This is a genomic window from Pseudarthrobacter sp. NamE2, assembly GCF_005796205.1.
GTDB lineage: Bacteria > Actinomycetota > Actinomycetes > Actinomycetales > Micrococcaceae > Arthrobacter.
Window position 1 is genome coordinate 60,991 of sequence record NZ_VAHN01000011.1, and the last position, 23,510, is coordinate 84,500.

A 23,510-nucleotide genomic window follows, 5' to 3' on the forward strand; every position below is an offset into this window, starting at 1 on the left:
GCGGTCCTGTCGCAGTTAACACTGCACTGCCGCTGAGTGCGAAGATACGAAGCGCCGGGGGCTACGAGGGGCAAGCAGCCTTACGCTGCAAGGAGTAATTGAGGGGACGCCGTGGCACGCACAACAGAAAGATCCCAACGGGGCGGCCACAACGGAGTCAGCATCGAGGACGTGGCTGCAGCCGCGGGTGTATCCACGGCCACCGTGTCCCGCGCAGTCCGGGGGCTGCCCCGGGTCTCGCCGGCCACGCGGGAGAAAATCCTTGAGGTGGCCGGAAACCTCGGCTACGTGGCCTCCTCCTCGGCTTCCGGCCTGGCAACAGGCCGCACCAAGACCATAGGGGTCCTGGCCCCGTTCGTCAGCCGGTGGTTCTTCTCGAAAGCCATCGAGGGCGCCGACCGCGAGCTTCATGCACGGCAGTACAACCTCTCGCTCTTCAACCTGGGCGGCCACGGCAGCCACCGGGAACGGCTTTTCAGCAAGACCATGGTCTACAAGCAGATCGATGCCCTGCTTGTCCTGTGTATGGCACTGACCCACGAAGAACTGGACCACCTGCAGAAAATCGACATCCCGCTGGTGGTGGTGGGCGGCCACGTGGAGGAATGCGCCTACATCGGCATCGACGACTACGCCGCCGCCTCAACAGCGGTCCGGCATTTGATCGACCTGGGCCACCGGGACATCGCACTGCTGCACGGCGACGACGAGACGGACCTGAACTTCGATGTTCCCCGGGTACGGATCCTCGCCTTCAAGGACGTGATGGCCGCGGCAGGCCTTCCCACCCCGCCCGAGTGGGACGAATGGGGCGACTTCACCGTCCGAAGCGGGCAGGAAGCGTTCCGCCGGCTCTGGTCCAAGCCCGGTCCCAAGCCGTCCGCCATCTTCTGCGCGTCGGACGAGATGGCCATGGGCGTCATTTTCGAGGCGGCCCGGATCGGTGTCCGCGTCCCGGAGGACCTCTCGGTGGTGGGCATCGACAACCATGATTTTGCCGACGCCATGGGACTGACCACCGTCGGCCAGCGGCCTGACGAGCAGGCGGAGCTTGCCACCAAGATGCTCCTGGACGAACTGGACGGCGTGGCCGGATCGGTGCAGTCAGCGGTTGCACCCCACGAGCTCATCGTGCGCCGGACCACAGCGCCGCCCATGGATCAGCGCCCCTGAATCAGGGCGTTCCCCCGGTCAAGACGCAGGCCAGGCTCAGGACGCGCGGGCCAGTTGGCGGATGGGGATCCAGCGGGACGCGAGCCGCCGATAGGCAGCTGCGGCGCCGGTCATGTCCCCTTCCGCAAGGCACTCAATGCCCAGCCGGATGTCCATGGGCGAATCGTCCGGGTACACCTTGTCCGCCACGGCCCCGTAGTCCAGCTCCACCATCGATTCCACATGGAACTGCTCAAGCCACTCCGTGAGCTGGGCAAGGTCGTCCAGCATGTCGAGGTCGGGAGCGGCCAGTGCCAGGTTGGCCACGGCGTAGCGGGCGCGTTCCAGTGCCTCGGTGATGGGCGCCCACACGCGGACGGTGAGGATCCGGCCGGCGGCTTCCACAACGTCCTTGTGGTCCGACTCCATGAACAGGGAGAACCAGCTGAACGGGATGCCCCAGGTGGAGGCGCGGGTGTGCACGCGGATGGAACCATCCCGGGCCTTGACCTGGTCGATCCGCTCCTGGTGCTTGTCCCGCTGTTCTTCCGGGATCAGCAGCTCCGCGAGCGGACCGTGGATCCCTTCCATCAGCGCGTTGGCGGCCAGCCCGGCCCGGAGGACCAACTGGCTGGGACAGTAGAGGAGCACCGGCTCTGCGTCAGCGCCGTCGTCGGACGCTCCGTCCTGGGCGGCAGGGGCAGTAGTGACGCGGACCAAGTCGGTGCGCCCGGTGGGGAAGGGATCGCCGCCCGAACGGGTGATGCGCCCCAAAGACGCCAGCAGCTCGGCGTTCTCGACGGCGGCGCGCGAGGCGGTGCGCGCGCCGGCGGCTTGGATGGCCGGGCGCTGTTCCTCCGGGAAAGCCTCCAGCGGCTCGTAGACGCGGAGGGTGGAAGAAAACGGCAGGCCTGCCTGGCCCCGGTAGAGGTTTCCCGTCATTGCGGTCTCCTTTGCTGGGTCCAGGTGGCTGCCATCAGTTTGCCAGTTCCACCAGCACGGGGGCGTGATCCGAGGCGCCTTTGCCCTTGCGTTCCTCGCGGTCGATGGACGCGCCGGTCACCCGGCTGGCCAAAGCAGGGGAGGCAAGGACGAAGTCGATCCGCATGCCTTCGCGCCTGGGGAAACGCAGCTGCGTGTAGTCCCAGTAGGTGTAGACGCCGGGCCCGGGAGTGTAGGGGCGGACAACGTCGGTGTAGCCGGCGGATTCGAACGCGTGGAACGCGGCACGCTCGGGCGGGCTGACGTGGGTGTACCTGTTGTTGACGAAGAGGTCGATGTCCCAAACGTCCTCATCGAAGGGCGCAATGTTCCAGTCACCCATCAGCGCCACCTGGGCCTGCGGGTTCTCGGCGACGAGTCCCTGCGCGTGCGTCTTCAGGCTCTCAAGCCACTTCAGCTTGTAGGGCATGTGCTCGTCGTCCAGGGAGCGGCCGTTGGGTACATACAGGCTCCAGATCCGGATCCCGGCACAGGTCGCGGCCATCGCACGGGCTTCCTGGACGGGGTCCTTGCCGGCCTTGCCGAAGGCGGGCTGGTCCAGGAAGGTGCGCTCCACATCTTCCAGCCCCACACGTGAAGCGATGGCCACGCCGTTCCACTGGTTCACTCCGAAGTGGGCCACCTCGTAGCCCATGCGCTCAAAGAGCTCCCACGGAAAGTTGTCGTCCTTGCACTTGGTCTCCTGGATGGCCAAAACGTCGCAGTCGCTGCGCTGAAGCCAGGCTTCAACGCGGTCGGCGCGGGCACGGAGCGAATTTACATTCCAGGTAGCGATCTTCACAGTTCCTAACTTACCGTGGCGGCCGCGCCGGGGGTAAAGCAACGCGGAACGCTCCGAATTCCCCGGTTCCAAGCCGTGCCGGGTCCATGGAACTTGCCGGGAAGCCCGGGTATATTCGCAACCAGGCATGACCTGGGCCACATCCAACTGGACCAATGCGAAGGAGCATCAGCCATGGTGCGCGAGCTCTCCCATTACATCGGCGGCCGGCACGTGGAAGGCGCCTCCGGACGCTTCGCCGACGTCTTCGACCCCTGTACCGGCGACGTCCAGGCCCGGGTCCCGCTCGCCGACCAGGACGAGGTGCGCAGCGCGGTAACCACCGCGTGCGAGGCTCAGGCTGCATGGGCGGGAACCAATCCACAGCGGCGGGCCAGGATCCTGCTCAAATTCGTGGACCTGGTCAACCGGAACATGGACGAACTGGCCCGGCTGTTGTCCTCGGAACACGGTAAAACCCTCGCGGATTCCAAGGGGGACATCCAGCGCGGCCTGGAAGTGGTGGAGTTCGCCGCCGGGGCTCCGCACCTGCTCAAAGGGGAGTTCTCAACGGACGCGGGCCCGGGCATCGACATCCACTCGCTCCGCCAGCCGCTGGGCGTGGTGGCGGGCATCACCCCCTTCAACTTCCCCGCCATGATTCCGCTCTGGAAGTCGGCGCCTGCCTTGGCCGCCGGCAACGCCTTCATCCTCAAGCCCTCGGAGCGGGACCCGTCGGTGCCGCTCCGTCTGGCCGAGCTGTACAGCGAGGCAGGTGTTCCTGACGGCGTCTTCACCGTGGTCAACGGGGACAAGGAAGCCGTGGACGCGCTGCTGGAGGACCCGCGGATCAAGGCGGTGGGCTTTGTGGGTTCCACCCCCATCGCCCGGTACATCTATGCCACCGCCACCGCGCACGGCAAGCGGGCCCAGTGCTTCGGCGGCGCCAAGAACCACATGGTGGTCATGCCGGACGCCGACCTTGACCAGGCCGCGGACGCCCTGGTGGGCTCCGGTTACGGCTCGGCCGGCGAGCGGTGCATGGCCGTCTCCGTGGCCGTGCCGGTGGGCGAAGAAACCGCGGACAAGCTGGTGGCGAAGCTGCAGGACCGGGTCAAGCAACTTCGGGTGGGCCACAGCCTGTCGCCGGACTCCGACTTCGGGCCGGTGGTCTCTGCAGCGGCGAAGGAACGCATAGAGGGCTACATCCGGTCAGGCGTTGACGACGGCGCAGCCCTCCTTGCCGACGGGCGCGGCCTGACGGTGGAGGGCCACGAGAACGGCTTCTGGCTGGGCGCCACTCTTTTCGACCGAGTCACCCCGGAGATGGCCGTCTACCGGGACGAGATTTTTGGGCCCGTCCTCAGCGTTGTGCGGGCGGCCGGGTATGAGGAAGCCCTCCGGCTGTGCACCGATAACCCGTACGGCAACGGCGTGGCCATCTTCACCCGGGACGGTGACGCCGCCCGCGACTTCGCCACCAGGGTGGACGTCGGCATGGTGGGAATCAACGTCCCCATCCCGGTTCCGCTGGCCTACTACACGTTCGGCGGCTGGAAGGCCTCCGGCTTTGGCGACTTGAACCAGCACGGCGCGGACGCCTTCCGCTTCTACACCAAAACCAAGACCGTCACCACGCGCTGGCCTTCCGGCATACGGCAGGGGTCCAGCTTCGTCATGCCGGAAGGAAGCTGATGACAGACATTGCACCGAACGGAAACGACGTGCTGTTTGAGCGGCGGGGCGGGCTGGCGGCCATTACGCTCAACAGGCCGAAGGCGGTCAACGCGCTCACCGCCGGCATGGTGGAGGCGGTGCTGGGGCAGCTCACGGCATGGGCGGACGACGACGGCGTTGCCACGGTTTTGGTGCAGGGCGCCGGAGAGCGGGGCCTGTGCGCAGGCGGTGACATCGTGGCCATCTACCAGGACATTCCGCAGGGCGGAGCACGCACGGCGGATTTCTGGCAGACCGAATACCGCATGAACTCATTAATCGCCCGCTACCCCAAACCCTACGTGGCGCTGATGGACGGCCTGGTGCTGGGCGGGGGAGTGGGAATCTCCGCGCATGGCTCGGTCCGGGTAGTCACCGAACGGACCAGGACAGGAATGCCTGAGACTACGATCGGCTTCGCCCCCGACGTCGGCGGCACCTTCCTGCTGGCCCGCGCACCCGGGGAAACGGGGACGCATGCAGGCCTGACGGGCGCCCACCTGGACGGACCTGACGCGCTGTACCTGGGGCTTGCCGACCACTTCGTCCCCTCCTCGGAGCTGCCCCGCCTCGTGGCCGCGCTGGAGGACCAAAGCGCGGAAGCCGCCGTCGGACGCTGCGCCCGGGAGGCACCGCCCTCTGCCCTGGCCGGGCAGCGGGAGTGGATCGATTCCTGCTACGCCGGGAACGACGCCGGGGACATCGTGGGCAGGCTCCGCGCCTGGCGGGGCGACGGCGCGGCCGAGGCTGCCCGGGCCGCCGACAGCATAGAAGCGAAATCACCCACGTCAGTGAAGGTCACCCTGGAATCGCTGCGGCGGGCCAGGACGCTGACGCTGGACGAGGTTCTGGCCCAGGAATACCGGGCCGGGCTGCATTTCCTGACGCACCCGGATTTCCGGGAGGGAATCCGTGCGCAGGTGGTGGACAAGGACCGCACGCCGCGCTGGAATCCACCCGGCCTCGGAAGGGTGCTGCCGGAACACGTCGCCCGTTTTTTCGAACCCGGCGGCAGGGAACTGGACCTGCAGGCAGGCGGGGACCTGCCGGTAAAGGAGGCGGACCATGTCTAGGACGTATACCGTGGCGTTCCTGGGCCTGGGGCACATGGGCGGACCCATGGCCGCGAACCTTGTCAGTGCCGGTCATTCCGTTGCCGGCTTCGACGTGGTTCCGGCAGCCCTCGACCAGGCACGCGCGAACGGTATCCCGGTGGCACCGGGCGCAACGGAAGCGGCGGCCGGCGCCGACGTGGTGCTGACGATGTTCCAGAGCGGCCAGCAGGTGCTCGACGCCTACCGCGGGACTGCGGGGCAGCCAGGGCTCCTGGCCGCGGCGGATCCAGGGACCGTGTTCCTGGACTGCTCCACCATCAATGTGGATGAGGCGCGGGAAGCTGCCCGCCTGGCAACCGGCGCCGGGCACCGGTCGGTGGATGCGCCCGTCTCCGGCGGAGTGGTGGGTGCGGAAGCGGGCACCCTCACCTTCATGGTGGGCGCCGAAGAAGCGGATTTCGACGCCGTCCGGCCGCTGCTGGAGGTGATGGGCAAACGCGTGGTGCATTGCGGGACGCACGGCGCCGGCCAGGCGGCGAAGGTCTGCAACAACCTCATCCTGGGTGTGTCGATGATCGCGGTGAGCGAGGCGTTCGTGCTCGGCGAGAAGCTGGGCCTGAGCCACCAGGCCCTGTTCGACGTGGCATCAGCAGCATCGGGCCAGTGCTGGGCATTGACCACCAACTGCCCTGTGCCCGGGCCAGTTCCCGCCAGCCCGGCAAACCGCGACTACCAGCCCGGCTTTGCGGGCGCGCTGATGGCCAAGGACCTCAATCTCGCGGTCAACGCCCTGCGCAGCACCGGGGTGGCGGGCCGGATGGGCCCCCTCGCCGCCGAAATCTACGATACGTTTGCCGCGGAAGGCGGTGCCGGCCGGGACTTCTCCGGGATCATCACGGACATCCGGAAGAAGTCGGAACAGATTGCCGGGCACATGGAATCAGGGGCGCCCGGCGCCCGGGCCCAGGGGCATCACCACGCCGCAACAGCGCACGACGACGGGAGTCCTGAATGACGGAGTACGCCAACATCCTGGTGGAGCAGCGGGGCAGGGTGGGGTTGGTGACCCTCAACCGGCCGCATGCCCTGAACGCACTGGACAGGGCCACCATGGAGGAACTGGTATCCGCCGCCACCGCCATGGATGCCGATTCCGGCGTGGGTGCCGTGGTGATCACCGGCTCCGGCAAAGCGTTTGCAGCAGGGGCCGACATCAAGGAAATGGCGTCCCAGGGCTACATGGACATGTACGCGGCGGATTGGTTCCGCGGCTGGGAGGACTTCACCCGGCTGCGGATTCCGACCATCGCCGCCGTGTCCGGCTTCGCGCTGGGCGGCGGCTGCGAACTGGCCATGATGTGCGATCTCATCATCGCCGGCGACAACGCCAAGTTCGGGCAGCCGGAGATCAACCTGGGCGTGCTCCCCGGCATGGGCGGGTCGCAGCGCCTCACCCGGGCCGTGGGGAAGGCCAAGGCGATGGATCTCATCCTCACCGGCCGGTTCATCGGGGCGGAGGAGGCCGACCGGTGCGGCCTGGTATCCCGTGTTGTTCCTGCCGAGGACGTGGTGGATGAAGCCCTCAAAGCCGCCGAGGTCATCGCCTCGAAGTCGAAACCGGTGGCCATGGCGGCCAAGGAAGCCGTGAACGCCGCCTTCGAGACCGGACTTGCCCAGGGGGTCCTGTTCGAGCGCCGGCTCTTCCATTCGCTGTTTGCCACCGAGGACCAGAAGGAAGGCATGGCGGCGTTCACGGAGAAGCGGGAACCCGCGTTCAGGCACCGGTGAGGGCCGCGGAAGTCCGGTAGGCCAGGAGGTCACGTTCCAGTTCCTCCGCCATCAGGTGGTTGTTGATCACGACGGCGGTCCACGCCGCGGAGGCGGCGGACGCCAGCACCTGGGCCCGCAGGTCCGTCACGTTGCCGGCAGCCCAAACACCCGGAACAGCAGTGGCGCCCTCGGCGTCGGTTTCGAGGTAGTCGCCGATGCCCATCGGGTGCGGCGTGGCTCTCAGGCCCAGGCCGGTGAATGCGCCAAGTCGGGCATGGACACGCGACCCCGCCACCACGGCGTCCACGGCCACCTCCGGTCCGCCCGCCAACACGACGCCGCGGAGGAAGCCGCCCTCTACCCTGAGGGTTTCCACCGCCCCTTCCACCACCTTGATTCCCCGTGCCGCCATTTGCTCGAGATCCCCGTCGCCGGGGGTGACGGTGTTGTTCAGGAACAGCGTGATGTTGTTGCTCCATTGCCTGAACAGCAGGCTCTGGTGGACTGACCACGGCCCGGTGCCCAGCACCCCGATCACCTGGTCGCGCACCTCCCAGCCGTGGCAGAACGGGCAGTGCAGGACATCTTTGCCCCAGCGTTCACGAAGCCCGGGGATATCGGGCAGCTCGTCCGTCAGCCCGGTAGTAATCAGGAGCCGCCGCCCGCGGAGCACCGCGCCGCCGTCGAGCGTTACTTCGAAGCCCCGGTGCACGTCACCGGCGGCTGCGACCACTTCTCCCGGCACAATGGCCGCGCCGTATCGTTCTGCCTCTGCCCGCCCCACGGCCAGCAGTTCCGCCGGACTGATCCCATCGCGCGAGAGGAAGCCGTGCACTTCCTCGGCCGGGGCGTTGCGCGGCTCGCCGCTGTCCACCACCGCCACAGATCGGCGGGTGCGCCCAAGCATCTGGGCCGCACTCAGGCCTGCGGCGCCACCACCCACGATTACAACGTCATACATTGTTTCCGTTCGTTCAGTCATGCATCCATGCTCGATCCCGCTTCGCCAAGTGGCAAAGTATTTTGCTGTTCTGGCAAAATGACCGTGTGGACGAAAACCTTGACGACGTATTGGCCGCCGTTGGTCCCAGGTTGAAAGCCCTCCGCCTGGCCCGCAACATCACGCTGGCCGAGCTGGCTGAAACCACCGGAATATCCGTGAGCACGCTGTCCCGGCTGGAAGCAGGGCAGCGCCGGCCCAACCTCGAACTGCTCCTGCCGTTGGCCAAGGCCTACCAGGTGCCGCTGGATGAACTGGTGGGCGCGCCCGAAACGGGCGATCCGCGGGTGCACCTGCGGCCCATCGAGGCCCACGGCATGACCATCATCCCGCTCACCCGGAAACCCGGCGGCATCCAGGCGTACAAGCACATCCTGCCTGCGGGCCGACTCGAAGCACCCAGCCCCAAGGTGCATGAGGGGTACGAATGGCTGTACGTCCTGAACGGCAAGCTGCGCATGGTGCTCGGCAGCCAGGACCTCGTCCTGCGGCCGGGTGAGGCAGCGGAATTCGATACGCGCATCCCGCACTGGTTCGGCAGGGCGGACGGCAGGGCCGTGGAGTTCCTCAGCCTTTTTGGAACCCAGGGGGAGCGGATGCATGTCAGGGCCAAGCCTTCCTCCGGACGGTAGGGGGCATGGCGGGGCTGTCAGGTTGCCTTCAGGCCCGTAAGGTAGACAGGACCGCAGGAAAACGCATAGGCGATGCCGCGGACATTGGGGAGACATCATGTGGGGAGCAGCAGCCGCGGAGCCGGCCGGTCCGACTGACGGACTTGGAGGCCTGGTAGGCGTTGCCGCCCGGGCCATCGACAGGCTGGGGGAGTGGGGCGTAGGGGCTTTCACCCTGGCCGAGACAATGGTCCCGCCCATACCCAGCGAGGTGATCCTGCCCCTGGCCGGCTACCTTGCACGGCAGGGTGCCCTTAACCTGGTCCTGGTTTTCGTCACCAGCACGCTGGGTGCCTACGCGGGCGCCCTGCTCCTGTATTGGCTGGGGGCGAAACTGGGGCTGGAGCGGTCCATTCGCGGGCTGTCCAGGCTTCCGCTCGTGGACAGGGAGGACTTCGAGCATGCTGCGGCATGGTTCCGCCGGCACGGCAGGCCATCGATTTTTTTCGGCCGCCTGCTCCCCGGGGTCCGCAGCCTCATCTCGCTTCCCGCCGGCGCGTCCGCCATGCCGCTGGGTACCTTCAGCCTGTACACCCTGGCCGGCAGCAGCGTGTGGAACGGGGCGCTGATCGGGCTCGGTTACCTGCTGGGCACCCAGTACAGGCTGATCGAAGAGTACTCCCGGTTCCTCAACTACGCCGTGTACGCGGCACTGGTCATCACGGTGGTGCTGCTCGTGGTCCGGCGCTTTCGGCGCGCGAAGGCGAACCGCTGACTTCGCAACCCCGCGAATATAGCGGGGCGCCCATCGGTTTGGAACGTTGTCCTCTGAGCCGGGCCTCGCTAGCATCGAAGCGGTAAGCATACTTACTGTTCTGTCCTCCTCGATGAGGAAGCAGGAAGGGAAGCCGGATGCGCGTCAAAAAGTCAGTCATTGTGATTACCGGTGCGTCGAGCGGGATCGGGCGCGCCACCGCCCTCCGTTGCGCGGACAAGGGGGCGCGGCTGGTGTTGGCAGCGCGCGGCGGAAAGGCTCTTGAGTCGGTTGCCCGGGAGTGCAGGAAACGCGGTGCGAAGGCCATTGCCGTGGTCACCGATGTGACGGAGCCGGCCATGGTGGACGACCTTGCGGCACGTGCCGTGGCGGAGTTCGGGCGCCTGGATGTGTGGGTCAACAACGCAGCGGTCGCAGCCTTCGGACGCCTGACCGAGATCCCGCCCGCGGACTTCCAGCGGGTATTGGACGTCAACATCTCCGGCTACGTAAATGGGGCCCGTGCGGCCCTGAACCGCTTCGCAGGGCAAGGAACGGGTGTCCTGGTCAACGTGGCATCCGTGGTAGGGGAAACGCCGCTGCCCTACAACGCGGCCTACTCCATGTCCAAGGCCGCGGTCCGTTCGCTGAGCGTCAGCCTGCGTTCGGAACTGGCACTTGAAGGTGTGTCCGGCGTGAAGGTGTGCACCGTCCTGCCCGCCACGATCGACACGCCGTTCTACCAGCACGCCGCCAACTACAGTGGCCGCCGGCTTGCGCCCATGCCCCCCGTCTACACTGCCGAACGGGTTGCGAAGGCAGTTGTCCAGGTCATCGCCCGCCCGCGCCGCGAAACAGTGGTGGGCGGCCTGGCCGGGCGCCTGCTGGTCCTGCTGCACAAAGTCACGCCGAAAAGGGTTGAAGCGGCCGCGGCCCGGCAGGTGGACAGGAAGCAGTTGCCCCGCCGCAAGCCTGCCCCGGTGACCCCGGGCAACCTGCACCGGACGTCCGAATCAATCAGGAAGGGGTCCGTCGGCGGCAACTGGCACGGCCGGCGCCGGACCGCCCAGCGCAGGATTCTCACGGCAGCCGCGCTGGCCGGGGCCGCGGCTGCCGCAGGAAAGCGGCTGCGCTGACGCGGTCACGCCCCGGCCAACCAAAGATTTTGGTGAGTCGGGGTTCCGTGCGCCCGGGACCGCGGGCCGCGCAACTAGAGGTTCTGCTCCACATAGGCACGCAGCGCGTCCCGGACAAATCCGGCGCCGGACTCTCCGCCGTAGTTCGCCGCAAAACGGGGATCGGCAACATACATGTCAGCGAGGCCCGTTACGTAGCCCTTGACGTCGCCGCCCGTTTCCGCGGCCAGGGTACCCGGGACGGACTTCAGCCAATCAACGTGCCGTTTGGCCAGGTCCTGCGCTTCAGGGCTGCCCGCGGCCACACCGGATCCGGCGGCAGCCACCCAGTCCTGCCCCAGTTTTTCCGAGCGGGCCGTCCACTCCTGCCTTTCGTCATCACCCATGCCCCGCCACCAGGAATCACCCTTGGCGTAGGCGTCCTTGCCCCACCGCTCCTCCACCTCGTCCTTGTACCGCGTGTGGTCAAAGCCGTCGAACATCTTCTCCGCCATGAGTTCGCCTCCTCCTTGTACTGTTTCGATCGTTTGCCGGACGGACCGGATCTGCAGGGACAGCCGTTCCTGTTCCTGCCGCAGCCACTCCAGGTGGCGTGACAGGGCCTGCACTGTGTCCGTGTGTTGCTGGAAGACCTCCGCGATGGCCGGCAGCCCCAGCCCAAGCCCGCGAAGGAGCAGGATCCGCTGCAGCTGGAGGAGGGCGGCGCCGTCGTAATAGCGGTAGCCGTTGCCACCCACCCGGCTGGGCTTCAGGAGCCCGACGTCGTCGTAGTGCCGGAGCGTGCGGCTGGTGGTGCCGGCCATCCGGGCCACGTCCTGGATGGACCAGTCCCTTCCCGGCCCGGCAATGCTGTCTTCCATGGTTTCGAGCGTAGGTGTTGACGCAGCGTCAAGGTCAAGGGACAAAGGTAAGCAGTTAGCGGGCGGGCCGGTGCCGCGGGGACCGGGTCCGGGCCTGGGCAACAAGCCGGGTGAACGCGAGGATGAAGACCGCTTCGATGAGGAGCATCAGCCCAACCAGCAGCCACTGCTCCTGGGCGATGAATACGATGCAGCCGGTCAGGGCCAGGATGGTGCCCAGTGCCAGGGTGTAGGCGGCGAATCCGACGGCTACACGTGCGCTCCGCACGCCCGTGCGGAAGCCGAAGCCCTGGGGCTCACCGCCGGGGTAGCCGGGAACCCGGTCCGGCGCGGCAGGCCCGAGTGCATCGAACTCTTCCCAGGGATCCTTGTCCCGGGCATTTCCGGTCATGCTCCAATTATCCCAAACATGCGCGTCGGCCGGGGCTGGTGTCCGGGCATGAAACAGCGGCCCCGCCGGCATGAGCCGGAGGGGCCGCTGAAGGGTGCTCCGGCCGGGGGCCGGAACTTTCCAAGCTTTAGAGCGGGCGGATGTTTTCTGCCTGCGGGCCCTTGGGGCCCTGGGTCACATCGAATTCGACCTTCTGGTTCTCGTCCAGGGAGCGGTAACCGCTGGTGGCGATTGCCGAGTAGTGGGCGAAAACGTCAGCGGACCCGTCATCGGGGGCAATGAAGCCAAAACCCTTTTCGGCGTTGAACCATTTAACTGTGCCTGTTGCCATGGCTGCATTCCTTCATGTGACTCTGATTCTCCCCCCGGCACGTCAGGCCGGAGTGCGCGGAGAACGTCCCCCGCAGTCCCCAAAGTACGGGGACAACGCCCTGCTTGCAAGGGTCTTGCCCGGTATGGCGTCTTCAACGCATGCCTTCCCGGCGTATCGCGGTGGTGATTGCCGCAGTCCTCGTCTCAACTCCGAGCTTTGCGTAGATGTGGGCGAGGTGGGTTTTCACCGTCGATGGCCCAGTTCGCGGTTGCTGAGGCCCTGCGTAAGGAGGCTGAGCAGTTCGGCTTCGCGCGGCGTCAGGATCTCGTCCGGGTTTCGCAGCTGCTGAAACAGCCGGGATGCCACGGGCGGGCTCATGACGCTCCTGCCTTGCACTGCGCCGCGGATGGCGGCGAAGATCTCGTCCGGCGCCGCGTCCTTCAGGAGATAGCCCATGGCGCCGGCATCAACCGCCCGCACGATGTCGACATCCGAATTGTAGGTGGTGAACACCAGGATCGCCTCCCCGGTACCCTTTTCCTGGCCGGCGGTGTCCCGCTCAAGGTGAACGGTGTTTCCGTGGCGGGCAACGCCGGCGCCTACGGCCGCCGAAAGCACGACGGCGGCGCCCGCCACGTCAGCCCCGCCAGCTCTTTCGGAGGCGGAACAGCCGCGGCTTGACCAGGAACTGGTTGCCGCAGCAAAAGCGAACAAGGCGCCCCCGGTGGCCGGACTGATCAGCGGCGGCAGCAACGTCACTACGGCCCACGCCAGCAGGAGGTGGTGCGCCTGCTCCTCCGGCCCGGTGCTGATCCGGACATCCGCGAACCCGAAGGCAGGACCGCATTACAGAACGCCGAGCGGCTGGGGTTCACCGGGATTGCGGCCCTGATCCGAAACCGCTAACCCCCGTCGGGCTGGAAGTTTTTGTCCAGATATGCAGGGCTAAAGGCCCCTCAAGCCTGCATATCTGGACAAAAACTCAAGGGGTTAGACCGCTTCGAGGACGCTGACGTAGTTGGCGATTCCCACGCCGCCCATGTTCTGGACAGCGGCGCGGCGCGGGTTGGCCAGCTGCATGGCGCCGGCGGTTCCGGTCAGCTGCATGGCCGCGAGGACGTGCTGGGACACGCCCGTTGCACCCACCGGATGCCCCTTGGACTTGAGGCCGCCGGAGACGTTGACAGGGAGTTTCCCGTCCTTGTACACCCAGCCTTCTTCGAGTGCCCGGGCGCCCTGGCCGGCTTCGGTGAGTCCCATGGCCTCGTACATGAGCAGTTCGGCGATGGTGAAGCAGTCGTGCACCTCTGCGAGGTCCAGGTCTTCAAGTCCGACGCCGGCCATCGCCAGGGCGCGCTGCCAGGACACCCGGGTGGCCTCGAAGGCTGTGGGGTCACGGCGGTCGGCGGGGAAGAAGTCGTTTGCGTGGCCGAATCCGGCGAGCCGCACGGGTGCAGTTGCGCCGCCGGTGGGCGCAGTGGACAGCACGACGGCGGCAGCACCGTCCGAGACGGGCGAACAGTCCGTGCGGCGGAGGGGATCGGCGACGACCGGGTTCTTGTCCGAAACCGTCCGGCAGAACTCTTCGCCCAGGTCCTTGCGGAGCTGGGCGTAGGGGTTGTCCACGCCGTTGCGGTGGTTCTTGGCTGCGATGCTGCCGAGGACGTCGCCGAGTTTGCCCTCGGCGTCGTAGCGTTTGGCGTAGTGTTGGGCCACCTCGGCGAAGAGGCCCGTGAAACCGGTGGTGGACGGCCTGCCGGCCATCTCGTAATCGGCTCCGAGCAGGCCCGCCCCCACCACGTCGGCCCCGGCGTGGGTCATCTTCTCGGCGCCGATGACCAAAACCGTCCCGGCCGTGCCGGCCAGCAGCGACTTGGTGCCCTGCTGGAACGCTGCCGAACCGGACGCGCAAGCGTTCTCCACGCGTGTTGCCGGCACGTTCGCGAGCTCCGGTGAGACCTGCAGGGCCAGCGAGGACGGGAAGGCCAGCGGCACCATGCCGGAGTTGAAGTGGCCCACATAGATTTCGTCGATCTGCCCGGGCTCGAGGCCCGCGGTGCTGATGGCATCGGTGGCAACCTTGACGATCAGGGATTCCAGGGTCTCATCGGCTAGTTTTCCAAAAGGGCTGTGCCCCCATCCGGTGATCAGGACATCCTTGCCGAACTGTTCTTGCAGGCTCATGCCGCCACTTCCTCGTTTTCCAGCTGGACATCGAATTCCGCTTCGGTCTTTTCGCGGATCTCCTCCACGGTGACCCCCGGCGCCAAACGGGCCAGCGTGAGCTGCCGCCCGCCGTCGTCGTTCTTCACCAGGTCGAATACGGCGAGGTCGCTGATGATCCGGTCCACGCAGCTCAGGCCTGTCAACGGCAGGGTGCATTCGCGGACGATCTTGGCGCTGCCGTCCTTGGCGTTGTGTTCGGTGAGGACCACGACGCGCGGGGTCCCGGCCACCAGGTCCATGGCGCCGCCCATGCCCTTGACCATCTTGCCCGGGATGGTCCAGTTGGCGAGGTCGCCGCTGCCGGACACCTGCATGGCGCCCAGGATAGCCACTTTGACGTGGCCGCCGCGGATCATGCCGAACGAGGTGGCGGAGTCGAAGATGCTGCCGCCGGGCAGGACGGTGACGGTTTGCTTGCCGGCGTTGATGAGGTCCGCGTCCTCCTCACCCTCGTACGGGAACGGGCCCATGCCGAGAAGGCCGTTCTCGCTCTGCAGGACCACCCGGACGCCGTCGGGCAGGTTGTTGGCGACGAGGGTGGGAATGCCAATGCCCAGGTTCACGTAGTCGCCGTCGTTGAGTTCCTCGGCCGCGATGGCGGCCATTTCATCCCTGGTCCAGGCCATGGGGTTCTCCTTAGGTAAGTGGTGGTTTAGCCGGCCAGCGCTTCACTGCGCGTGCGGACGGTCCGCTGTTCGATGTCCTTGATCCGTGCGGTGGCCCGCACCAGGCGCTGGACGAAGACGCCGGGGGTGATGATGTGGTTGGGTTCCAGTCCGCCGAGGGGGAGGATGACTTCGGCTTCGGCAATGGTTACCTTTCCGGCAGTAGCCACCACCGGGTTGAAGTTCCGGGCTGTGTAGCGGTAGATGAGGTTGCCGTCCGTGTCCGCGGTGTGGGCGTGGACCAGTGCGACGTCGGCGGTGATGGCCCGCTCCCGGACGTACGTCTCGCCGTCGAAGACTTCGTGCGGCTTGCCTTCCGCGACGAGGGTGCCGGCGCCTGTTTTGGTGTAGAAGGCCGGGATGCCTGCCCCGCCGGCGCGGAGCCGCTCAGCAAGGGTGCCTTGCGGCGTGAACTCCACCTCGAGCTTGCCCGCGAGGTACTGCTCGGCGAACAGCTTGTTCTCACCCACGTAGGAAGCGATGACCTTCCGGACCTGGCCGGCCTCGATCAGGATGCCCAGTCCCTTGCCGTCCACACCCATGTTGTTAGACACCACCGTCAGGTCCTGCACGCCGGAATCACGGACTGCCTCGATCAGGTCAGCGGGGATCCCGCTGAGTCCAAAGCCGCCCACGGCAAGGGTCATTCCGTCATGCAGCACCCCTTCCAGGGCAGCGGCTGCGGTTTGCTGAAGTTTAGTCATGGCGTCTCCTCGTTGAGCTGTGGGACACTGCTCCACTTTGTGGACAGCAGGGCTTCTTAAGGGGACGTTACGGGTGCGGAAAAGGGTCTGTCAATGTTCTCTTTGCAGGTTTATCAGCGGTCTTTTACACTGTGGACCGGAGACGCTGTGTTCTCCATATTGTGGACAGTAAAGGCGGAAAATGAGCAGTACACCCGTCCAGGGCGCCCAAGTGGTAAGCCGGATCGCCGGATTGTTACGGCTGGTGGGGCGCAGTGCCGAGGGCATGCCGCTGGCAGTCCTGGTCCGGGAGTCCGGGCTGACCCGACCCACGGTCCACAGGCTGCTCACCTCACTGGCCTCTGAAGGACTGCTGGACCAGGATTCCGCCACCCGCAACTGGATCCTGGGGCCCGAGATCCTCCTGATGGGCTCGGTGGCCTCGGCGCGCTTCCCCCTGGAGGACATCGCCAGGCCCAGCCTGCGCCGGCTGGCCGAAGCCACCGGTGAGAGCGCCTTCTTCTCGATCCGCCGCGGCGATGAGACAGTCTGCCTGCTCCGGGAGGAGGGCAGCTTTCCCGTCCGGTCCTTCGTGCTGCACGAAGGTGTCCGGTTTCCGCTCGGTGTGGCGTCAGCCGGGACGGCCATCATGGCGTTCCTGCCGGAGGCCGAACAGGAGGACCTGCTGAAGGACTGGCCGGCGCATGCCGGGCCGTACGCCGTGCACCACACCGAGGAGATCGTCAGGGAGAACCTCGCCCGGACCAGGCTGCACGGCTATTCGGTGAACCCGGGGCTGGTCCTGGAAGGCAGCTGGGGCATGGGGGCTGCTGTATTCGACCGCTCCGGCCGGCCCGCCTGGGCCCTGTCACTGACCGGCATCGAACCGCGCTTCCGGCCGGAACGGCAGGAGGAACTTGGCGGCCTGCTGATGGCGGAGGCACACCGGATCACCCAGCAGCTGGGCGGCGGGGAGGCACGCTGAAGCAGCCCAACTTCGCCGGTAAACGGCGACGGCGCGCCGCACCTTTCCGGTGCGCCGCGCCGTCGTGCTACCCAAAAGTGGGCTGGTTTCGGCTACAGGCCTACAAACCTGCCCGGGGCTCCTCGGGGCCCTCGTGCTTCCACCAGGTGTCGAAGATGGTGACGGGAACGGTGCGCTTGTGGCGGGTGCGCAGGTACTTCTGCTCAATAAGTTCCGCGACGTGATCCGGAACGTCGCGGCCCTCCAGATAGTCGTCGATCTGGTCGTAGCTTAAGCCAAGCTCGTCCTCGTCGGTGCGGCCGGGCTTGTCATCCAGCAGGTCAGCGGTGGGCACCTTGTCCCATACCCGGGCAGGGGCGCCCAACTCCGCCAGCAGCTCCCGGTTCTGCCTCTTGTTCAGCCCGAAGAGGGGCAGGATGTCCGCGCCGCCGTCGCCATACTTGGTGAAGAAGCCGGTGACGGACTCTGCGCCGTGGTCCGTGCCGAGCACCAGGTAGTTGTGCTCGCCGGCCAGGGCGTACTGGGCGATCATGCGGGTGCGGGCCTTGGTATTGCCTTTGTGGAAGTCTGAGATCTCGGTGCCCACGGTCTTCTCGAACTCATCCTCGAACCCGTCCACGGCCGCGGAGATGTTGAAAGTCCATTCAGTCTTGGCCTGGATAAAGTCCAGCGCCGCCTGGGCATCCTCCTCGTCATGCTGTACGCCGTAGGGCAGCCGCACGGCCACAAAATTGGCCTCCACGCCCTCGGCTTCCAACTCCTCAACGGCGAGCTGGGCGAGCTTTCCGGCCAGGGAGGAATCCAGGCCGCCCGAGATACCCAGGACAAAGCCCTTTGTCTGCGTGGCCTTGAGGTAGTCCTTGAGGAATGTGACGCGCTTGCGCACCTCCCCTGCGGGATCGATCCGGGGCTGAACGCCCATTTCTTCGATGATTTTCGCCTGAAGTTCGCGCATGTGATCCACACTAGCCGCCGCGCCCGCTGCTGCGCAGTAAGTGCTGCCCGGCGTAGCGTGGGTTCATGGAGCAGGCGGGATGCGTTGTTGTGGGCGGCGGACCGGCGGGCATGGTGCTGGGCCTGTTGCTGGCCAGGGCAGGGGTAAAAGTTGTTGTCCTCGAAAAGCACGGGGACTTCCTGCGGGACTTCCGCGGCGACACGGTCCACCCTTCCACCATCCGGCTCATGGACGAGCTGGGGCTGGGGGAGGGCTTCCGTCAACTGCCCCAGAGTCGGCTGGACCGGGTGGCCCTCCCTGTTCCAGGAGCGGAACCGGTCACGCTCGGCGATTTCACGATGTTGAAGCCTCCCTACAACTACATCGCGATGATGCCGCAATGGGACTTCCTGAATTTCCTTGCTACTGAAGCGGCTGCAGAGCCCACTTTCATGCTGTTGATGGAGCATGAGGCCACGGGCCTGGAGTTCGACGGCGGCCGCGTCGCCGGAGTGCGCTACCGGAAAGGCGGCGACGGGGCGCACAGCGGCGAGGGAGTGCTGCGGGCCGGACTGGTAGTGGCCGCCGACGGGCGAAAGTCGGTGCTGCGCCGGGCGGCAGGGCTGCGTCCCAAGGAATTCCCGGTACCCTTCGACACCTGGTGGTTCAAGCTGCCGAGGCACGCTTCCGAAGAGGGGGTGGTGGCCGGAGTCATGCCTGCCTTCGGGGACCGGGAGGCGATGATTGCCCTGACGCGGACGGGCTACTACCAAATGGGATACGTCCGCGCCAAGGGTGACGACGCCAGGATTCGGGCCGAGGGAATTGAACGCTTCCGGGAACGCATCGCCAGCCTGCGCCCGGACCTCGCGGACCGCGTTGGCGCCATCCGCTCCCTCGACGACCTGCACTGGTTGGACGTCCGGCTGGACCGGCTCCGGCGGTGGTACGTGGATGGCTTCCTATGCATTGGCGATGCCGCCCACGCGATGTCCCCTGTGGGCGGCGTGGGGATCAACCTGGCCATCCAGGATGCCGTCGCCACCGCGGCACTCCTGGTGCCGGACCTGCGCCGGGGGAAGGTGCCCGTGAAGAGCCTGGCCGCCGTGGAACGCCGGCGCCGGATGCCCACTGTTGTTGTGCAGACCGTCCAGCGCGTCATGCACCGGGCAGTGTTCGTGCCGCTGTTTTCCGGAAGGACGCCCGCGGTCCAGCCGGTAGTGAAATTCATCGTGCGCCACGCCCCTGTGGTGAGGCGTGTCCTGCCCCGGCTCATCGCGTTCGGCCCCCGTCCGGAACACGCCCCCGGTTTCGCCCGCCGCTGACCCACTAAACTGGAGCGCATGACTTCCCCCAGTGAGACTGCAGTGCACTCTGCAGCCGCCCGCGCCCGCCTGCTCGAACTGATCAAGGAACTTGCCGTGGTCCGCGGCAAGGTCATTCTCTCCAGCGGAGCGGAAGCCGACTACTACATCGACCTTCGCCGCATCACCCTGCACCATGAGGCGTCCAGGCTGGTGGGCCAGGTCATGCTGGCGCTGGCGGACGAGGCCGGCATCGACTTCGAATGTGCCGGCGGGCTCACCATGGGTGCTGATCCCGTTGGCACCGCAGTGATGCACGCAGCTGCCGACGCCGGCCGGACCGTGGACGCCTTCGTGGTCCGCAAGGCACAGAAGTCCTATGGCATGGGCCGCCAGGTGGAAGGCCCCTCCGTGGAAGGCCGGAAGGTGCTGGTCCTGGAGGATACGTCCACTACCGGCGGCTCGGCACTGACCGCCGTGGAGGGCGTGCGCAAGGCAGGCGGCAACGTTGTAGCAGTGGCCGTGATTGTGGACCGCGATACCGGGGCCAAGGAAAAGATCGAAGCCGAAGCGGGCGTCCCCTATCTGTTCGCCTTCGGCAAGGACGAACTGGGACTCTCTTAGCCGGTTCCCGGCTGGCCCCGACCCGCCCCGGCCCATGCCGCGGTGGGAACCGCCAGCAGCTGCCGATGCGGCCCCATGTTACCGGCGGGTTGTGCCCGGCTCCTGAGGGGGTTAGGCTTGCCGAGGTTGAGCCGACAGCCATAGACCTTCTTTTGGAGTACCTATGGACCGGGCCCTGAGCGCTTTTGTTCACCTGGATGTCCCCGCCGATACCGTCCGCATCGACGTCCGGGGAACCCTCACCCACGAATCGCGCCCCGACCTTATCCACATCATCCGCCGCATCAGGCGTATGGGGCTGCGCTCGCATATCCGCGTGGACCTCTCCCAGGCCGCACTGGTCGAATCCCCCGCCCTGGCGGGGCTGCGGGCCGATCTGACGGCAATGGACGTCCACGCCACTCCCGGCATCTCCAGCCCCGGCGTGTCCCTTCACCTCACACCTGCCGCTGAAACTGCGGCACTACCCGCAGCCCCGGTTGCCCGGCCCCTGGTCCTCGTGGACGACGACGGCCCTTTCCTGCTGCTGGACAGGATGGACGAATTTCCGGATCTTCCGGCCGCTAAGCTTGAAGAGCTGTTTGGCCGGGCGCTGGTTGAGTATTCGGACGAGGAACTGCTGGACGCCAGTGACTCCCTCTTCGCGCTGCTGGATAACCCCAGCGCGTTTGGAGGACCGGACCTGCTGGGGCGGTACAACGACATCGGCCAGGAAATCCTGCGGCGCCAGCAGGATCCACAGGAACCTTTCCCGGCAGCCGAAGGGCAGGCGGCCAGCTGACCTGGCGTCATTGAATGGTTACACTCCGGTCCTTGCGGGGGTGTCTTCGGTTGTGCCTACGGTAGTGGCGTGCCGTATGAGGGGGAGGTAAATCCGCAGGACCGGCGCGGCGCACCCGCAGCACGCCTGCTGACGGACGCCGCTGCCCTAAAGCAGTTCTCGCGCCGCGCCTTCCTCACCGGGGCGGGCGCCTCCGGCCTGCTTGCCGCGGACATGCTCCTCACCCGCCAGGTCCAGTCGCAGCGCCAGACGGAAAAAATCCTCCCCGTTTCCGACCAGTTCGCGGACCTGTACTACCCGGATGCCAGCTGGTTCCTGTTTCCCGGTTACAAAACCAGCTGGGAGGAAGCCCAGTGGATCCTGAATTCGCTCCGCGGCTCCCTCAACAAGCGGGCCCGGCTGGCCGCCGTCGGCTATTCCAACCAGGGGCTGGACATCGACGACGTGGTCATCGCAGTGATCGAGTACGTCCGGGCCCAGAAACTCACCAAGCTGTACTTCTACGGCCACAGCTTTGGCGGGATGGTGGCTACGCAGGTGGCGGCGCGCCTGCTGGAGATCCACGGCGTGGAAGTGGAATTCATCGTGCTGGACTGCAGCCCCTACAGCAAGCACGACGTCCTGGACCAGAGCTGGTTCGACGGCGTGGTGTTCCTTTACGAGCGCGGCTTCCGGTTCCCGTCCACCCTTCGCGGCGGATACGAGCTGGGTGAACGGGTCATCCACAAGGATGAGCGAAGCTGGCGGCAGATCCTGGACCAGACGTTGGAGCAGCTGTCGCCGATCGCACCGTCCAGCGTGCTGGTCCAGACGGAGTCCGCGTACATCTACCATTTCGATGGTGCCCGCTTCGCCGGGAAGATCGGCGATGCGAAGATGGCGTACATCGGAAACCCCAGGGACCGCACTGTCCGTTACCAGACGGCAGCCGAGGCCTGGGCGGTGGCGTACAAGGACAACATGGTGTCCACGGATTTGCAGACCACCGGCGCCGCCCCGGCCCACGCCAGCCCCGGCTGGAACCCCAACGTGTACAACCCGCTGTTGGAGGCGCTGCTGGACGGGTTCTTCCCGCTGCCCCGCGGCGGTTCCCGGGTGAGCGTGTTCTAGATCTGGTTCTTGAGGTCGGCCACGGAGTTCAGGACCTGGTTGGGCCGGAACGGGTACGCACCGATGTCCTCGCGCCGGGTGATGCCGGTCAGGACCAGGACGGTGTGCAGGCCGGCTTCCATGCCGGCGATGATGTCCGTGTCCATGCGGTCGCCGATCATGGCGGTCGTCTCTGAATGTGCGTCGATCTGGTTCATGGCGGAGCGGAACATCATCGGGTTGGGCTTGCCCACCACATAGGGTTCCCGGTCCGTGGCCTTGGTGATGAGGGCGGCGATGGCGCCGGTTGCCGGCAGGGGGCCGTCCTTGGACGGGCCCGTGGCGTCCGGGTTGGTGGCGATGAACCGTGCTCCGGCAAGGATGAGGCGGATGGCGGTGGTGATGGCCTCGAAGGAATACGTGCGCGTTTCGCCGAGCACAACGAAGTCCGGGTCCTGGTCGGTGAGAATGAAACCTGCCTCGTGCAGCGCCGTCGTCAGCCCTGCCTCGCCGATGGTGTACGCGCGGTTGCCGGACCCTGAGCCCTGTACCTGGTCCTTCAGGAACTGTGCGGTGGCCAGGGCGGAGGTCCAGATGTTTTCCTCCGGTACCTCAAGTCCGGAGGCACGGAGCCGGGCGGCCAGGTCGCGGGGCGTGAAGATGGAGTTGTTGGTGAGGACCAGGAAACGCCTGGACGTGTCCACCCACCGCTGGATGAGCTCCGCGGCGCCGGGAACGGCCTGGTTTTCGTGCACGAGCACACCGTCCATGTCCGTCAGCCAGCACTCGATCTCCTGGCCGCTGCGGTAAACCGCCGGGTTGCTAACTACCTGGTCTGCTTCTGCCACGCTTGCCTCCACCGGTGATGATTGGTCCAGTGGTCCAGTCTAGTGTTGAGGGGTGGACCAAACGCCTGGCATGCCTGACCCCGCCAACCCGCAGCCCGAGGAGGCCGGGGCACCCAAGGCGGAGGTCGGCGTCGGGCCCTGGGAAGGTGAGCTTCCCGAAGGCGACCACTGGGATCCGGACCTGCTGGCCGACGGCGACCGGCGCAATGTGCTGGACAAGTACCGTTATTGGAAGCACGAGGCGATCGTGGCGGAGCTGGACTCGCGCCGGCACAACTTCCACGTGGCCATCGAAAACTGGCAGCACGACCTCAACATCGGCACGGTGGTGCGCACCGCCAACGCCTTCCTCGCCAAGGAAGTGCACATAATCGGACGACGGCGGTGGAACAGGCGCGGCGCCATGGTCACCGACCGCTACCAGCACGTCCGCCACCACCCCACGGTGGAGGACTTCGTGGCGTGGGCGCAGGGGGAGGGCCTGGCGATTATCGGGGTGGACATCTTCCCGGACTCGGTGCCGCTGGAGACCTACGACCTGCCGCGGGACTGCGTGCTGGTATTCGGGCAGGAGGGCCCCGGGCTGACGCCGGAGGTGCACCAGGCCGCGGAGGCGACGTTGTCCATTGAGCAGTTCGGGTCCACACGGTCCATCAACGCCGCCTCCGCCGCGGCAATTGCCATGCACGCGTGGGTGCGGCGGCACGTCTTCAACCAGCACGTCCAGCGCTAATCCGGCGCCGAATGCCAACTCGCGGGAGTGTTACCGCCCGCAGACCCGAATCCTCCGGCGCTGTGGCGGATATCGCTAGGATGGGTGCTAGCCGTACAGCGCTCTTCGGGTTACCAGC

General features: G+C 66.6%; 26 protein-coding genes and 2 pseudogenes. 16 read left to right on the forward strand and 12 right to left on the reverse strand.

Annotated features, from left to right (window positions below):
- Positions 1 to 111: 111 nt before the first annotated feature.
- Positions 112 to 1,173, forward strand: coding sequence for a LacI family DNA-binding transcriptional regulator (locus FDW83_RS13650; RefSeq protein WP_138138630.1), 1,062 nt, complete (start codon positions 112 to 114; stop codon positions 1,171 to 1,173).
- Between the two features lie 36 nt (positions 1,174 to 1,209).
- Here the strand turns inward: FDW83_RS13650 and FDW83_RS13655 are convergent, their stop codons facing one another.
- Together FDW83_RS13655 and FDW83_RS13660 are read right to left on the reverse strand one after the other, a co-directional pair.
- On the reverse strand, positions 1,210 to 2,094 hold the full coding sequence (locus FDW83_RS13655) for a hypothetical protein (RefSeq protein WP_138138631.1): 885 nt from the start codon (positions 2,092 to 2,094) through the stop codon (positions 1,210 to 1,212).
- Positions 2,095 to 2,128: 34 nt separating this feature from the next.
- Positions 2,129 to 2,935, reverse strand: a complete 807-nt coding sequence (locus FDW83_RS13660) for an exodeoxyribonuclease III (protein WP_138138632.1) — start codon at positions 2,933 to 2,935, stop codon at positions 2,129 to 2,131.
- A 174-nt stretch (positions 2,936 to 3,109) separates the two neighbouring features.
- Between FDW83_RS13660 and FDW83_RS13665 the strand changes: the two genes are divergently transcribed.
- From FDW83_RS13665 to FDW83_RS13680, 4 genes are read left to right on the forward strand one after another with little or no spacing between them, the layout of a single operon-like run.
- Positions 3,110 to 4,609 (forward strand): CoA-acylating methylmalonate-semialdehyde dehydrogenase, encoded by a 1,500-nt coding sequence (locus tag FDW83_RS13665; RefSeq protein WP_138138633.1) that lies wholly within the window; start codon positions 3,110 to 3,112, stop codon positions 4,607 to 4,609.
- Positions 4,609 to 5,703, forward strand: coding sequence for an enoyl-CoA hydratase/isomerase family protein (locus FDW83_RS13670; RefSeq protein ID WP_138138634.1), 1,095 nt, complete (start codon positions 4,609 to 4,611; stop codon positions 5,701 to 5,703). The genes FDW83_RS13665 and FDW83_RS13670 overlap by 1 nt, the downstream gene beginning before the upstream one ends.
- A complete protein-coding gene (mmsB, locus tag FDW83_RS13675) occupies positions 5,696 to 6,700 on the forward strand; it encodes a 3-hydroxyisobutyrate dehydrogenase (protein ID WP_138138635.1) in 1,005 nt (334 codons plus the stop codon). Before FDW83_RS13670 ends, mmsB begins: the two co-directional genes overlap by 8 nt.
- The gene (locus FDW83_RS13680) at positions 6,697 to 7,473 is read left to right on the forward strand and encodes an enoyl-CoA hydratase (protein ID WP_138138636.1); all 777 of its coding nucleotides are present in this window, start codon (positions 6,697 to 6,699) and stop codon (positions 7,471 to 7,473) included. Before mmsB ends, FDW83_RS13680 begins: the two co-directional genes overlap by 4 nt.
- Here the strand turns inward: FDW83_RS13680 and FDW83_RS13685 are convergent.
- The gene (locus tag FDW83_RS13685) at positions 7,460 to 8,437 is read right to left on the reverse strand and encodes an NAD(P)/FAD-dependent oxidoreductase (RefSeq protein ID WP_138138637.1); all 978 of its coding nucleotides are present in this window, start codon (positions 8,435 to 8,437) and stop codon (positions 7,460 to 7,462) included. The genes FDW83_RS13680 and FDW83_RS13685 overlap by 14 nt on opposite strands.
- A 65-nt stretch (positions 8,438 to 8,502) precedes the next feature.
- Between FDW83_RS13685 and FDW83_RS13690 the strand changes: the two genes are divergently transcribed.
- From FDW83_RS13690 to FDW83_RS13700, 3 genes are all read left to right on the forward strand, one after another.
- Positions 8,503 to 9,087, forward strand: a complete 585-nt coding sequence (locus FDW83_RS13690) for a helix-turn-helix domain-containing protein (protein ID WP_138138638.1) — start codon at positions 8,503 to 8,505, stop codon at positions 9,085 to 9,087.
- Between the two features lie 97 nt (positions 9,088 to 9,184).
- Positions 9,185 to 9,841, forward strand: a complete 657-nt coding sequence (locus FDW83_RS13695; RefSeq protein WP_138138639.1) for a DedA family protein — start codon at positions 9,185 to 9,187, stop codon at positions 9,839 to 9,841.
- A gap of 137 nt (positions 9,842 to 9,978) precedes the next feature.
- A complete protein-coding gene (locus FDW83_RS13700; RefSeq protein ID WP_138138640.1) occupies positions 9,979 to 10,956 on the forward strand; it encodes an SDR family oxidoreductase in 978 nt (325 codons plus the stop codon).
- A gap of 74 nt (positions 10,957 to 11,030) precedes the next feature.
- Here the strand turns inward: FDW83_RS13700 and FDW83_RS13705 are convergent, their stop codons facing one another.
- The 4 genes and pseudogenes from FDW83_RS13705 to FDW83_RS19190 form a co-directional block, all read right to left on the reverse strand.
- Positions 11,031 to 11,816, reverse strand: coding sequence for a MerR family transcriptional regulator (locus FDW83_RS13705; RefSeq protein ID WP_138138641.1), 786 nt, complete (start codon positions 11,814 to 11,816; stop codon positions 11,031 to 11,033).
- A gap of 55 nt (positions 11,817 to 11,871) precedes the next feature.
- Positions 11,872 to 12,207, reverse strand: coding sequence for a hypothetical protein (locus FDW83_RS13710; RefSeq protein WP_138138642.1), 336 nt, complete (start codon positions 12,205 to 12,207; stop codon positions 11,872 to 11,874).
- Between the two features lie 127 nt (positions 12,208 to 12,334).
- Positions 12,335 to 12,538 carry a cold-shock protein gene (locus FDW83_RS13715; RefSeq protein WP_009357211.1) on the reverse strand — a complete coding sequence of 68 codons (204 nt, stop codon included), beginning with the start codon at positions 12,536 to 12,538 and terminating at the stop codon, positions 12,335 to 12,337.
- 133 nt (positions 12,539 to 12,671) lie between these two features.
- A pseudogene (locus FDW83_RS19190) lies at positions 12,672 to 13,042 on the reverse strand (LuxR C-terminal-related transcriptional regulator); the annotation flags it as partial.
- Between FDW83_RS19190 and FDW83_RS19535 the strand changes: the two are divergent.
- Positions 13,043 to 13,108 (forward strand): annotated as a pseudogene (locus FDW83_RS19535) (heme-binding protein); the annotation flags it as partial. It abuts the pseudogene before it with no gap.
- 195 nt (positions 13,109 to 13,303) lie between these two features.
- Complete coding sequence (locus tag FDW83_RS19540; RefSeq protein ID WP_240720983.1) at positions 13,304 to 13,426, forward strand: ankyrin repeat domain-containing protein; 123 nt, start codon at positions 13,304 to 13,306, stop codon at positions 13,424 to 13,426.
- An 84-nt stretch (positions 13,427 to 13,510) separates the two neighbouring features.
- Here FDW83_RS19540 and FDW83_RS13730 read toward each other — a convergent pair whose 3' ends face one another.
- Genes FDW83_RS13730 through FDW83_RS13740 form a run of 3 tightly spaced genes read right to left on the reverse strand, consistent with a single transcriptional unit; the run spans position 13,511 to position 16,115 of the window.
- On the reverse strand, positions 13,511 to 14,704 hold the full coding sequence (locus FDW83_RS13730; protein WP_138138643.1) for an acetyl-CoA acetyltransferase: 1,194 nt from the start codon (positions 14,702 to 14,704) through the stop codon (positions 13,511 to 13,513).
- Positions 14,701 to 15,372, reverse strand: coding sequence for a CoA transferase subunit B (locus tag FDW83_RS13735; RefSeq protein ID WP_138138644.1), 672 nt, complete (start codon positions 15,370 to 15,372; stop codon positions 14,701 to 14,703). The genes FDW83_RS13730 and FDW83_RS13735 overlap by 4 nt, the downstream gene beginning before the upstream one ends.
- 26 nt (positions 15,373 to 15,398) lie before the next feature.
- A complete protein-coding gene (locus FDW83_RS13740) occupies positions 15,399 to 16,115 on the reverse strand; it encodes a CoA transferase subunit A (protein WP_138138645.1) in 717 nt (238 codons plus the stop codon).
- A 181-nt stretch (positions 16,116 to 16,296) separates the two neighbouring features.
- Here FDW83_RS13740 and FDW83_RS13745 point away from each other — a divergent pair, with 181 nt between their 5' ends.
- Complete coding sequence (locus FDW83_RS13745) at positions 16,297 to 17,079, forward strand: IclR family transcriptional regulator (protein ID WP_138138646.1); 783 nt, start codon at positions 16,297 to 16,299, stop codon at positions 17,077 to 17,079.
- Positions 17,080 to 17,179: 100 nt separating this feature from the next.
- Here the strand turns inward: FDW83_RS13745 and nadE are convergent, their stop codons facing one another.
- Positions 17,180 to 18,034, reverse strand: coding sequence for an ammonia-dependent NAD(+) synthetase (gene nadE, locus FDW83_RS13750; protein ID WP_138138647.1), 855 nt, complete (start codon positions 18,032 to 18,034; stop codon positions 17,180 to 17,182).
- A gap of 65 nt (positions 18,035 to 18,099) precedes the next feature.
- On the opposite strand from nadE, the gene FDW83_RS13755 reads away from it, so the two are divergent.
- The 4 genes from FDW83_RS13755 to FDW83_RS13770 all read left to right on the forward strand — a co-directional run bounded on the left by FDW83_RS13755 (position 18,100) and on the right by FDW83_RS13770 (position 21,832).
- Positions 18,100 to 19,338, forward strand: a complete 1,239-nt coding sequence (locus tag FDW83_RS13755) for an FAD-dependent oxidoreductase (RefSeq protein ID WP_138138648.1) — start codon at positions 18,100 to 18,102, stop codon at positions 19,336 to 19,338.
- A gap of 18 nt (positions 19,339 to 19,356) precedes the next feature.
- Complete coding sequence (gene pyrE / locus FDW83_RS13760; protein ID WP_138138649.1) at positions 19,357 to 19,941, forward strand: orotate phosphoribosyltransferase; 585 nt, start codon at positions 19,357 to 19,359, stop codon at positions 19,939 to 19,941.
- 163 nt (positions 19,942 to 20,104) lie between these two features.
- Positions 20,105 to 20,722 carry a hypothetical protein gene (locus tag FDW83_RS13765; RefSeq protein WP_138138650.1) on the forward strand — a complete coding sequence of 206 codons (618 nt, stop codon included), beginning with the start codon at positions 20,105 to 20,107 and terminating at the stop codon, positions 20,720 to 20,722.
- Positions 20,723 to 20,791: 69 nt separating this feature from the next.
- On the forward strand, positions 20,792 to 21,832 hold the full coding sequence (locus FDW83_RS13770; protein WP_138138651.1) for an alpha/beta hydrolase: 1,041 nt from the start codon (positions 20,792 to 20,794) through the stop codon (positions 21,830 to 21,832).
- Here FDW83_RS13770 and FDW83_RS13775 read toward each other — a convergent pair.
- A complete protein-coding gene (locus FDW83_RS13775; protein ID WP_171027562.1) occupies positions 21,829 to 22,659 on the reverse strand; it encodes an HAD-IIA family hydrolase in 831 nt (276 codons plus the stop codon). The genes FDW83_RS13770 and FDW83_RS13775 overlap by 4 nt on opposite strands.
- A gap of 70 nt (positions 22,660 to 22,729) precedes the next feature.
- Between FDW83_RS13775 and FDW83_RS13780 the strand changes: the two genes are divergently transcribed.
- On the forward strand, positions 22,730 to 23,392 hold the full coding sequence (locus FDW83_RS13780; RefSeq protein WP_240720988.1) for a TrmH family RNA methyltransferase: 663 nt from the start codon (positions 22,730 to 22,732) through the stop codon (positions 23,390 to 23,392).
- Positions 23,393 to 23,510 lie beyond the last annotated feature (118 nt).